The organism is Lysobacter sp. DMC104 (assembly GCF_056313665.1).
In genome coordinates this window covers 242,639-255,043 of sequence record NZ_JBQUZW010000001.1, presented here as the reverse complement: position 1 = coordinate 255,043, position 12,405 = coordinate 242,639, and the positions used below count along the sequence as shown (strand labels likewise).

The 12,405-nt window shown below is 68.4% G+C and carries 8 protein-coding genes; all 8 read right to left on the bottom strand.

All coding sequences use genetic code 11. The features are described 5' to 3' along the window. Positions 1–115: 115 nt before the first annotated feature. Positions 116–565 (bottom strand): hypothetical protein, encoded by a 450-nt coding sequence (locus tag ACT53R_RS01210; RefSeq protein WP_476170008.1) that lies wholly within the window; start codon positions 563–565, stop codon positions 116–118. A gap of 207 nt (positions 566–772) precedes the next feature. Continuing rightward, complete coding sequence (locus tag ACT53R_RS01205; RefSeq protein ID WP_476170007.1) at positions 773–3,988, bottom strand: nSTAND1 domain-containing NTPase; 3,216 nt, start codon at positions 3,986–3,988, stop codon at positions 773–775. A gap of 343 nt (positions 3,989–4,331) precedes the next feature. Continuing rightward, positions 4,332–4,886, bottom strand: coding sequence for an inclusion body family protein (locus ACT53R_RS01200; protein ID WP_476170006.1), 555 nt, complete (start codon positions 4,884–4,886; stop codon positions 4,332–4,334). Between the two features lie 220 nt (positions 4,887–5,106). After that, positions 5,107–5,496: a hypothetical protein gene (locus ACT53R_RS01195; protein WP_476170005.1), complete on the bottom strand. Its 390-nt coding sequence runs from the start codon at positions 5,494–5,496 to the stop codon at positions 5,107–5,109. A gap of 38 nt (positions 5,497–5,534) precedes the next feature. Beyond that, the gene (locus ACT53R_RS01190; RefSeq protein ID WP_476170004.1) at positions 5,535–8,867 is read right to left on the bottom strand and encodes an nSTAND1 domain-containing NTPase; all 3,333 of its coding nucleotides are present in this window, start codon (positions 8,865–8,867) and stop codon (positions 5,535–5,537) included. A gap of 202 nt (positions 8,868–9,069) precedes the next feature. Then, a complete protein-coding gene (locus ACT53R_RS01185; protein WP_476170003.1) occupies positions 9,070–11,076 on the bottom strand; it encodes a M2 family metallopeptidase in 2,007 nt (668 codons plus the stop codon). Positions 11,077–11,171: 95 nt separating this feature from the next. Then, positions 11,172–11,834: a glutathione S-transferase family protein gene (locus ACT53R_RS01180; RefSeq protein WP_476170002.1), complete on the bottom strand. Its 663-nt coding sequence runs from the start codon at positions 11,832–11,834 to the stop codon at positions 11,172–11,174. Positions 11,835–11,876: 42 nt separating this feature from the next. After that, complete coding sequence (locus tag ACT53R_RS01175; protein WP_476170001.1) at positions 11,877–12,398, bottom strand: hypothetical protein; 522 nt, start codon at positions 12,396–12,398, stop codon at positions 11,877–11,879. Between the last annotated feature and the right edge of the window lie 7 nt (positions 12,399–12,405).

Below are 12,405 nucleotides of genomic sequence, written 5' to 3'. Positions count from 1 at the left end.
GCGGAAACCTTATGGACCGCAAAGTCCTGATTTTCCACGTCGCGGTTAGGCGCGGCACCCAGGACTGCATGCCGGTCGGATAGACCGGCATGCGGAAGCGGTCATGCCGACCCCGTCACGGCGGGCCGTTGCCCACCTGCGGGTCGCAGATCAGCGCGATCGGGTCGCGGCCGTCGTCGTGCCGGACTTCCACGACCAGACCGATGTTGAGCATCTCGTACTCCTCCAGGGTGAAGGTGTAGCTCGCCCGCGTCGGCTTGTCTGCGTAGGGGTTGGGGCCGGCGGGCGGCGGCTTCGAATCTAGGCTCTCGATCGTGACCTTCTGCGGTGCGGTGCCGGCCGCCTCGCAGGGGGTCGAGATGTGCTTGAGGATGCCGAGCGACGTGTTCGGGATTTCGTTGATCAGGAAGAAATCGACCGGCTCCCCCGGTTTGCTGAGCAGGATCGCGGGCTTGGAAAAGCGATACCTGTACTCGCCCGTGGCCTGGTCGATGAAGAGGCGGAGCATGCACGACTGGAGCGGCGCGAGGCGATCGGGGTCGTTGAGAAGGACGAGCGAAGTCACGAGGAAGACTCTCCATTCCGTTCGGGTGAGGCTCCATCATCCCTGCGGCCTGCGTGGCTGGCCGGCTCGTTTCGGCATCGTTCCGCGCTCGCGTCGGTCCGCACGCAAGGCATGGGCTCGCACCGTGCACGTCATCACGCTGACAAGGTACGTCGTGGGTCGATCGTCTGCGCGATGTCGCAGGCCGTGCATCGGCCGTGCGGCACGTCACTCCAGTCGTTGCAGGGCCGCGATGGCCCCCGCATGCGCCTGCGTCCAGCGATGGGTGCGCTTGCGGGTCAGCAGGTCGAGCACGCGCAGCGCTTCGCGATGGATCGAGGCCGCTTCGCTTCTGCGATTGGCGGATTCGAGGTCGCCGGCTTGCATCGTGAGCATTTGCACGAGTTCCATCCCGATTTCGTCGCCTGGGTGGTCCTTCTGCAGCCGGGTCATTTCCCGCAGGGCGGTGCGGGCGGTTTCCGGATGCCCACCGCCTGCCGTACCCCGCGACGTCAGGAAACGCACCAGGATGTCCTGGCGACGCCACGGTAGATCACCACGCATTTCCTTCGGCGCCTGGGCGAGGAGCGTCGCCGCGCTTCCGACGTCTACCGACGCCCCGATGACATCCCCGCGTGCGCGCAGAACGTCGGCACGGATCAGATGGCCGCGGGCCAGTTCGACCTTCCACTTCGAGCGTTCCGCGTGCCGGTCGTTGAGGTGTTCCAACATCGTGATGCTGTCGGTCGCACTGTCCTCTGCGCGTTCCAGTTCGCCGCGATCGGTCTGCAGGTTCGCATCGAGTTGCAGGTAGTTCGCGAGCCTGAGTTTCCAGCTGTCCGCCGTCGGGTGCTGATCGATCAGTATTCGCAACGCCTTGATCTGCGTTTCGTATCCACGGGACGCCTCGTCCAGTCGGCCTTCGTCCTCCAGTGTGCTGCTGATCCACGAGAGTGTGTCGAGGTACTGCTGGTGGTAGGACTCGTTGTAGGGCAGCAGGGTGAGCGCGCTCCGCTTCGCCTCCGCGGAGGCTTCGAACAGACGGATCGCGTTGGCGGTGTGTCCGCGACGCTTCTCGATGATGCCCAGATTGGTCGCCGCGAATGACACCTCGAACATCCACTTCGGATTGTCGGGCGCGAGTGCAAGCAACCGGGTGGCATGCCGCAGATAGCAAGTCCAGTGCGCCCAGGTCGCATCGAAGCGGTTGACGTCGTATTCGAGCATCCCTTTCCAGAAGTCGGACTGTCCCTGTTCGTTGATCGCGTCCTGCGATCCAGGATCCAGTCTCGATGCTTGTTCGGCCATCGCCGCGGCCGTCCTGAATTGCGCTTCAGCGGCCGGTCGATGGCCCTGCGCATGCAGCACGCGGCCGCGGATGCGATGGGCTCGCGAGCAGTTGACCAGATCCTGTGCGTCGGGGGGCGGTCGTTGCCGTTTCGTGCAGTCGGCGATGACCTTTGCGCTCATTCGCTCGGGCAGGCTGAGGTCGTCCAGCACACCCGCGGCCTCATCGAGATCCACGAGCATGAAACCCGTCACGTCCTGCGCATACCGGCGTCTTGCATCCGCATCGTGCCTGGCACTGATGGACGTCGATGCCAGCATCGCGGAGATCAGTGCGAGGACAGCGAGCGCGGCGGCAGCAGCCTGCGCCCTTCTCCGACGGCGGCCGACGAGCCGTTTCGATGCCTCGATGAAGTCGCGTGCATCGCGATCCAGCGTTTCCGGCAATGCGCGCTCGACCAACGTTGCCTCGTCCAGTGGAAGTCCTGGATTGAGCAGCAAGTCCCGTCGTCTTCCACTCCTTGTCCAGCGTGTCCTGGCGTCGCGCAGGCGATGGCTGGCCTGCAGGATGCGCTTGTTTTCCTTCACCCACTCGCGCGCGCGCGGCCACTGCCGCAGCAGGGCCTCGTGCGCAACGCCGTACTTCGAGCGCCCGTCGTCGAAGGCGCTGGAGAACAGTCGCGCATCGAGGAAGGCCTTCACGAGCGTCGCCGCCGTGGGCGGCAGGTCGTCCCAGTCGGCGCGGCGGCCCCGCACCGCACCAGATTCCGGATCGACGATGACCAGCTGTCCCAGCACCACGTCGAGACTGTCCCTCGCGTCCACGGGCAATGACGCGAACACCGTCTCCGCTCGCTGCGCGATTGCCCCTTCCAGTTCGCCGATTTCGCGGTAGGCGGCGTAGGTCAGCAGTCTGTCGTCGGCGCAACGCTTGTAGAGTTCGTGCAGCGTGTGCTGCAGCAGCGGCAGCACGTCGGCCTGGCCGCGTGCGGCTTCGGAGAGCGTGTGGTTGAGGTAATGGGCCGCGGAAGTGCCGGGGTCGCGTTCAAACTCCAGACCGGCGCTGATCGCGGGCAGTGTGATGATGTCGTTGATCTCGATTGCCGTGGGACGGGGCACGTCGACATGGCCGAGGCTGCCCTTGCGTTCCATCAGCGCGGGCACGGCTTCCATCAGCTTCGGGTAGAAATCGCTGCGGACGACCATCGCAGCGAGGATGCGGGGGTGGTCGCAGAGGGCGTCCAGGATCCGGACGAACGTGTCGTGGCATGCCGGGTCCTGTTCGCTGCTCGCGACGAGGCCTTCGGCGTGGTCCAGGACCAGCAGCAGGTGGGCGCCCGGGGCGGCGTCGGGAGACAGGGCGATGCGCCGGAAGGCTTCGTCGATCGGCGCGTGGAGCGATGCCGGATTCCCGGTCAGGAGCCGGGTCAGCGATTCCATCGGTTGCGGCGGCAGCACGGGGCGGCCTTCCAGCGTCCATGTCGCAAGGGCCGCCGCCAGTGCGCCGGGCACTTCGTCTCCACGGACGGTTCCGAGGTCGCAGCGGGCCGCCGACAAGGTGCGCAGTCCATCCTCGCCACCGTTGCCCACCAGTCGCGGAATCACGCCGGCGCGCAGCAGGGAGGTCTTGCCGCTGCCGCTCGCGCCGACCAGCAGGACGAACCTGCGGCCGTTGTCGTGCTGCGAACGCATGGCCTTGACGACCTTGTCGATGGCATCGCCGCGTCCGCGGAAGACGTCGGCATATGCTTCGTCGAATGCTTCCAGACCGACGTAAGGGTTTCCTGCCCACGTGCAAGGGGCAGGGCGGCTGCTCAGGTAATCGCCCGGCAGGGCCACTGGTGCGATCAGGCGGTAGCCCTGGCCCCGGATGTTCTCGATGTACCGTGGGGTACGGCTGTCATCGCGGAGTGCCTTGCGCAGTTTCGATATCCCGATGTGGACTGCGCTGTCTTCAAGGTCGGTGTGGTGCCAGACCTCGCGCATCAATTGCAGCGTGCTCTGCGGCTTGTCGCGGTTCTCGGCGAGGCAGACCAGCAGCTTCATCCACATCGGCTCAAGCCGGATGTCCTCGCCCTCGCGGACGACGACATTGCGATCCGGATGCACCAGCAGTTCGCCGATGCGGAAACGGGAGCGCTCGGTGCGCTGGGCCATGCCATACCTCGTCGGGCATTCGTTGGACGCGGGGTGCGTATCGGCTCAGGAACGGGCCGACGGTGTGCGTTTCCGGAATGGTCGACATGGTCGGAACGCGAGGCGTTCCGCGGCGCGTGTGACGCGAAGTTGCTGATCGTGCTCCATGCCCGCCCCCTGATCCGGCGCCGTGTGGCGCGCGGTCGACGTTGATGTCTCGAACGATCCGTGCGTGCTGCAACGCAATCGTTTTCTCGTGGGGCCGTGCGGTTGTCAAGCATGACTGTCGACATGTCCCGGCATCGAGAGGATGCCGGGACATGCGCGGTCGATCGCTGCAGGTGGCAACGATAGATTCTGTCGATCAGCTGACGCGGATCTGCGGATCCCAGTAGTAGTAGCCGAAGAGGTTCTGCGTCTCGCCGTCGCTGGCGAGGGTGTACAGCGCGAAGTACACGTAGAAGTTCTCGGTGCCGGCCTGCGAGACCTTGGAATCGATCGAGCTGAAGCTCACCGGGCCCTGGATCGCGGGCAGGCCGTTGGTGGTGTTCGGGTCGGGCATCACGGCCTTCTGGCGCTTCACCACGTCGGGCACGAACTGGTTGAAGACGTGGTCGCCCTGCCAGTACTTGATGCCGTAGATGATCACGGCGTCGTCCGAGTTGTCGTAGATGGAGGTGCCGGCGAAGGAGACGTAGTCGCCCGGGTTGGCCTGGAAGCTCAGGTCGGCAGTGCCCTGGCCGGTCACGGAGCCGCGCGAGCCGGTGCAGATCATGAACTGGCTGTTGTGGTTGATGCCGGTCGGGTTGTTCGGATCCTGGCTCGGGTGCGGGTAGTTGGTCTTCACGTATTCGGTGTCGATCACGATCAGGATGTTGATCTGCTGGGCGGAAGCGGCGAGTTCGGCCTTCTTGGACATGGGAGTGCTCCTTGTGGAATGCGTCGTGGGTCGACGCGACCACGTTCCTCTTGGCCCGTGCCGGGCGTTTCTCGGGAACGCGGTGCCAGCATCCGCAGCAGCCGGTCGGCATGCCTGATGGAAACCTGTCGGTTTGCAGGTGATTGATTCGAAATGGATTCGTCGCCGTGCGCGATCGGTCGGGCAGGCCCCGCGAGCCCGGGCCTGCCCGTCGTTCCGGTCAGGGATTGGGCAGGAAACCGCCGGTCTGGCCGTCGTTGCCGACCTGCGGGTCGATCACGTCGGTGTGCTTGCTGGTCCGGTGCATGTACTCCAGGCGCAGGTGGCCGTCATGGATCACGCCTTCGGGATAGCCGAAGGTCACGACCAGTTCCCTCGTGTTGCGGACGGCGTGGCCCCAGCGGGCTTCGACGCCGGGCATGTCGCCCTTCACCGGCACGTAGGTGCAGCCGATGAAGGCGTAGTCGTCCGAGGCGAGGGTGAAGGCGATGACGCCGCGGCGGGCGTTCTTCGCGAACTGGTAGCCCTGCTTGCCTGGCGGGGGATCGAAGGTGGCGATGCCGCCGACGATGGTGATGGTGATGTTCCAGAGATGGCCTGCGTGCGACACGGGAAGCTCCTGTTGGGGTGGACGGGCAGACAGTCGGCTCACGGCGTGGGGTCGGGGGCCGGCAGGGGGGAAGGGGCGGACGGCAGGTCGACGTCCGGATGGCGGTAGCCGCTCGCCTGCAGGCGGGCGAGCGCGGCGTCGGCGCGCAGTCCGGCGAGCAGGTGCGCCTGCAACCACGGCGCGAGCAGCGTGGGGTCGCGCGAACCGGGCGCCACGCCGGACAGCAGGGCGCGGACGCGGGCGTATGCCCGGGCGGCGCCGGCCGTGTCGCCCGCACCGGCCAGACGCCTGCCGTGGGCGACGAGTTCCTTCGCCAGCGCGCTGCGGCCCAGGACCTCGTCGGGCACCTCCCGGACCAGGCGCTCCAGCTCGGCCATCGCCTCGCGCTCGCGCACGGGCTGGGCGCGCAGGGCGGCGAGCCGGACGCGGATCAGCGCGTCGAGGCGACGCCATTCGGTCTGGTCGCCGCCGCCTTCCGTCTGCAGTTCCGACGACAGTTCGGCTGCGCGACGCAGGTCGGCGATCGCGCCGGAGGCATCGCCGACGATCCGTGCCAGTTCCGCGCGATCGAGCAGCGCGTGGGCCAGGTCGCGCCGCCACACGCGGTTCTCGGGCGCCTTCGGCAGCAGCGCGGCCAGGCGGGCGATGCTTTCCTCCAGCATGGCCTTCGCGTCGTCGGTGCGTCCGCGCATGAGCGCGAGTTCGGCACTGCGGCGCAGCGAGGTCGCCAGTCGACGCTCCCAGGCAAGTGCGGTCGGTCGCTGCCGGATCAGCGCGCGCAGCATGTCGAGCTGCGTGGCGTAGCCCGCGGCGGCGCGGTCGAGCTGGCCCTGCGTCTGCTCGGCACTGCTGATCCACGAGAGCGTGTCGATCAGGTCATAGCGCAGGTCGAGGTCGTCCGGCCGCATCCGCGAGGCCCGCGCCTTCAGCGCCGCGGATTCGCGGAACCGTGCGATCGCCTCGTCGCCGTGGCCCTGCGTGTTCGCCAGCGTGCCGAGGTTGTTGAGCGCATACGAGCGTTCGACCAGCCATTCCGGCTTGCTCGGCGCCAGGCGCAGCAGCGTGCCGGTGTGGCTGAGGTAGGTGCGCCAGTAGACCTCGGCCTGGCGATACGCGCCGCGGCGGTAGTAGTGGTAGCCCAGCCAGTACGCGGCGTTGCCGGCCTCGGCCACGGCATCGCTGGACGTCGGCGCGCGTGCGACGGCCGCCTCCGCCGCGTGCGCGGCGCCGTCGAAGGCGCGTTCCGCCTGCTCCAGGCGGGCCTCTTCCATCAGCACTTCGCCGAGCGTGCGCAGCGCGCGCGCGCGATTGACCAGGCCCGCGACCGATCGCGTGGCGCCGTCGTCGTGATCGAGCACGTCCAGCGCCTGCTGGCTGACGTCGCGCATCAGGCCGAGATTGCCCAGCGGGCGCAGCTTGTCCGCGAGATCCACCAGCATGAAATCGGAGAGGCGCAGCGCATCCTCGCGCCGGCGTTCGGCTTCGCGCTGCGCACGCACGGCCCAGAGCGCGAACAGCGACGCGGTGATCGCCAGCGTCGCGAGCGCGGCGATCGCGATGCGTCGCTTGCGCTTGCCGCGCTGGCGGCGGCGCAGCGACGCTTCCAGCAATGCGTCTTCGCGCGCAGACAGCCGTTGCGGCAGGCGACGGCGCACTTCCAGGGCTTCGCCGAGCGGCTGGCCGGGATGCAGCAGGTGGTCGTCGCGTCGTCCTGCTTCGTCCCAGCGCGCGGCGGCGCGTTGCAGGCGCGCGTGCGCCTGCAACAGGCGGCGGTTCTCCAGCGCCCAGTCGCGGGCGCGCGGCCATTGCCGCAGCAAGGCATCGTGCACGACGCCGAACGTCGGGCTGTCGGCGTCGTGGCTGCCGACGAACAGCCGGCCGCGGATGAAGGCCTCGACGAGCTGGCGCGAGGCGTCGTGCTCCAGCGCCGACCAGGGCACGCGCCGCGTGCCCAGGTTGTCGCTGTCGGGCAGCAACAGGATCAGCCGGGCGAGGATTTCGTCCAGGCGATCGCGCACTTCCGCGGGCAGGCTGGCGAAGACGGCCTCGGCCTGGTGGGCGATTGCGCCTTCGAGCCCGCCAACGGCGCGATACGCGGCAAAGGTCAGCGTGCCGTCGGCCTCGCGCTGTTCGTGCAGCGCATGCAGCGTGTGCTGCAGCAGCGGCAGCGTGTCCGGGCGGCCGACGGCGGCGTCGCGCAGCACGTCGTCCAGACGCGCGCCGGTCTCCGCATCTTCCTCGAAGGACAGGCCGGCCACGTGCGCCGGCAGGCGCACGATCTGCGCGATCTCGCCGATCGTCGGCGCTTGCGCGTCGATGTGGCCGTCGCCGCCCTTGCGATCGGCGATGCCGGGCAGCGCCTCGATCAGTGCCGGATAGAAATCGCCGCGCACGATCATCAGCACGCCGCCGCGCGTGTGGTCGCAGATCGCATCGAGGATCGCCCACGCCTGTCGCCGCTGCGTCGCGTCGATCTGGTCGGAGGCGACCAGCGCTTCGGCGTGGTCGATCAACAGCAGCAGGTGCGCGTGCGGCGCTTCGTTGCGGACGGTGCGTCGGCGCCAGGCGTCGTCGAGCGTCTCGCCGATGAGGCCGGGTTGCGTCGACAGTCGTTCGGCCAGCGCTTCGATCGGCTGCGGCGCGAACACCGGGCGGCCGTCGAGCTGCCAGTCGGCGAGCGCCGACGCGAGCCGCACGGCGGGCGTCTGGCCCGCGCCCGCCGCGAGATCGCACTGCGCCACCGACAGCGCCTGCAGGCCGTCGAAGCCGCCGGACTGCGTCAGCAGCGGCAACACCGCGGCCTGCAGCAGCGAGGTCTTGCCGCAGCCGCTGGCGCCGACCAGCAGCAGGAAGCGGCGCTGCGATTCGCGCTGCCGGCGCAATGCCGCCAACAGCTCCGCAGTGAGTCGCGTGCGACCGAAGAACACGTCGGCATGGCGATTGTCGTAGGCGGTGAGGCCGACGTACGGATTGCGCCCCGACCAGCCGCTGGCCTGCAAGGGCCGGCGTCCGTAGTCGTCGGGAAACGCGACCGGCGCGACGAGGCGATAACCGCGCTTGCGGATGGTCTCGATGTAGGCGGGCTTGCGCGGATCGTCGCCGAGATGGCGGCGCAGCTGCGCGATCGCGCGATGCACGGGGTTGTCGCCGTAGAAGCTGCCGCGCCAGACCTCGATCAGCAGTTGCTCGGCGCTGACCACTTCGCCGGCGTGTTCGGCCAGCGCGACCAGCACTTCCATGATCCGCGGTTCGAGCGCGATCTCTTCATCGTCGCGCTCGATGAGCAGCCGCTCCGGATGCACCCGCACCGCGCCGATGCGGAAACGCGATTGCGTCGCCAGCGTGCGGATGCGGTCGATGCGTTGCGGCATGTGCTGCGTCCTTTCGTGTCGCCTGCGCGAAGCGCGCCGCCGCGGTCGGCTCCGGTCGATCCAACGGCGTGCAGACTGTACCGCACGCTTCGCGACGCCGAAAGCACGACGCCCCGCGTCGTGCGCGGGGCGTCGTCGTTGCATGCATCGGCGATCTTCTATTTTCCGTCGTCGATCACCGTCATCTATCCGCGTGGCGCGATCAGCCCTTGGCGGGCGTCTTCGGCGCGGTGGCGATCGCCGTCGCCGGCGGCGGCGTCCAGCCGCAGCGCTGGCCTTCGTTCTGCTGCTTCAGCCATTCCTGCAGCGGCGCGAAATATTCCAGCACGGCGGACGCGTCCATCTTCTCGCTGCCGGTCATCTCCTTCAGCGTCTTCTGCCACGGCTGGCTCGCGCCCTTGCCGAGCATCGCCCAGTACTTCTGCCCCGCGGCCTTGTTGCCGTAGAAGCTGCACTGGTACAGCGGGCCCTTGTGGCCGGACGCGTCGCACAGTGCCTTGTAGAACTGGAACTGCAGGATGTGCGAGAGGAAGTAGCGCGTGTACGGCGTGTTGCCCGGCACGTGGTATTTCGCGCCGGCGTCGAAGAATTCCTCGCCGCGCGGCGTCACCGGCGCCACGCCCTGGTACTTCGCCTTCAGTTCCCACCACGCCTGGTTGTAGTGATCCGGCGTGATCGAGCCATCGAACACGCCCCAGCGCCAGCGGTCGATCATCAGCCCGAACGGCATGAACGACACCTTCGCCAGTGCCATGCGCATCTGTGCGTTGATCAGCGCGTCGTGCGACTGCTGCTGGCCGTTGACCAGGCCGATCGACTGCAGGTACTCCGGCGTCATGCTCAGCACGATGGTGTCGCCGATGGCTTCATGGAAGCCGTCGTGCGCGCCGGTCTGGAACAGCGGCGGCTGCTTGTTGTAGGCGAGGTAGTAATAGACGTGGCCGAGTTCGTGGTAGATCGTGGTGAACTCTTCCTCGTTCGGCTTGATGCACATCTTGGTGCGCACGTCGCCGGCCATGGTCATGTCCCAGGCGCTGGCGTGGCAGACCACGTCGCGGTCGCGCGGCTTCACGAACTGGCTGTAGCTCCAGTAGGTTTCCGGCAGCTTGGGCATGCCCAGCGAGACGTAGAAGTCCTCGGCGCGCTGCGCCATTTCCTTCGCGGTGTCGACCTGCGCCTGGTGCTCGGCGTCGGCCAGCGCGGCGGTGCCGGCCCCCGGGCCGACCTTCGCGAGTTCTTCCGCGTAGTGGGTCTTGTAGCGCTTTTCCAGCGCCGAGGTGATGTCGAGGCTGCCGGCGTCCTGGTACGGCTCCAGCACGTCCCACAGGTTGCCCCAGTCCTGCTGCCACATGTTGCCGGTGAGGTGCGCGGGCAGCATGCCGCCGGCGACCACGCCCTTGTCGGCGCCGTACTTCGCCTGCAGGCGGGTGCGGGTGTAGCAGTGCAACTGCTCGTACAGCGGCTTGACCTGGCCCCACAGGCGATCGGTCTCGGCGGCGAGTTCGGCCGGCGTCATGTCGTAGCCCGAGCGCCACATCTCGCCGGCGTCGGCGAAGCCCATTTCCTTCGCGCCTTCGTTCACCAGTTCGACGAAGCGCACGTAGTCCTTGCGCATCGGTTGCGAGATGGTGTGCCAGCCCTGCCAGGCGTCGAGCTGGGCCTGGTAGTCGCGGCTGTGCGCGAGCACGTCGCTGAGTTCGCCGAGGTCGCGGCACACCTTCTTGTCGCCTTCGCCGGTGCAGGACTTGCCGGCGCCGTAGTCGCCTTCCATCTTCGACGCGATGCGGGTGAGTTCCGCGAGCTTCTTCGGGTCGTTCGGCGGCGGCATCGCGGTCGACAGCTTCATCAGCAGGATCGAGCGTGCGCTCTCCGGCGACATCTTCTGGCCCTCGAACGGCTTGGCGGCGCGGATCCAGCCGTTGAGCTGGGCGAGGAAGCGTTCGTTGGCCTTCGCGGCGACCAGCTGCGTGTCGTCGTTGATGTAGGTCGAGGACACCCACTGCGCGGCGGTGATTTCCGGGTAGCCGGCCTTGTATTCGCGGTTGACGCGCTTGATGAGCGCGTCGGCGTCCTGGTCGGCCTCGGCCGGCGCGGTGGTGCCGGCGGTGCCGGCGGTGCCGTCGGACTTCGGCGCGGAGCGGTCGCAGGCGGACAGCGCGAGCAGGCTCGCACCGATGGCGAGGGTGAGCAGGGTGGTGCGAGGGGTCACGGGCGATCTCCGGGCCGGGCGGCGTCTGTGCGGCAGGCTAGTCGCGGCGACCGGCCGCCGCAAGGCCGGTGCGTGCCGGGCCGCGCCGGAGATGTTCAGCGCGGCGCGTGTTCGGCGGGACGCTCGCGCAGACCGTCGGCTTCCCAGGCGAGGAAGTCGGGATCGGACAGCAGCGTGTCGCGGTATTCGGCGACGACGCCGTCGCAAGGCACGGAATAGCTGCGCAGGCGGGTGGCGACCGGCGTGAAGAACGCATCGGCGATGCTGCGGCGCCCGAAGAGATACGGCCCGAGCGCGGCGTGGCGTTCACGCAGTTCGCGCCAGAGCGCGTCGATGCGCGCCAGGCCGCGGCGGGTGTCGTCGGCCCAGTCCGGTTGCGCGGGCAGGCGCAGCGCGAGGTTCATCGACAGATCGCGACGCACTGCGGCGAAGCCCGAATGCATCTCGCAGGTGGCCGAACGCGCCTGCGCGCGCAGCGCCGGGTCTTCGGGCCAGAGCATGCCGGGCGCGACCTGTTCCGCCGCCCATTCGGCGATGGCGAGGCTGTCCCAGATGACGACGCCGTCCGCGTGCAGGGCGGGCACGGTGCCGTTGGGCGCCACCGCTTTCACGGCGGCGATTTCCTGGCGACCGTAGCCGGGCTGGTCGAGCCGGATCAGCCGCTCCTCGAACGGGATGCCGCCCCAGCGCAGCACCAGCCACGGCCGCAGCGACCACGAGGACAACTGTTTGTTGCCGATGTAGAGCACGTTGGCCACGACGGGACTCCCGCAAGCGAGGACGGATTCGAGGGCGCGGACTCAGGCCGCGACGAGCGCACCGCCGGTCAGCCCGGCGAGATGCGGCAACTCCCGCAGGAACTGCGCGGCATCCTCGGCGTCGCGCTCGAACCAGGCGCGCGCGGAGCCGAAACGGAACGTGTAGCCCCAGGCGTCCATGTCCGCGAACGCCCGCGTGATGCCGAAGCCGGGCAGGGTGTCGGCCAGCAGCAGTTGCAGGTAGCAGGTCGCGTCTTCCTCGTGCACCGAATCGCTGGCGTCGGTGTGGATGCGCCAGCGCAGCGACGGCGGGATGACGATCAGGTGGCAGGCTTCGTGCAGCAGCGAATGCAGCGGCGTGTCGCCGCGCGCGAACACCGTGCTGGCGATGATGCCGGCCTCGCTGTCGCCCCAGAAACTGCCGGGGATCGGCATGCCGTCGGCGATGCGCTCGAAGCGCAGGCCGTAACGTGCGAGCAGGGCGACGACATCGGCTTCGTCGATGTCGCGCAGGCGCAGTACCGCCGGTGCTTCGGGCGGCGTGGAAACCGGGACGGCGGCCATGGCAGGG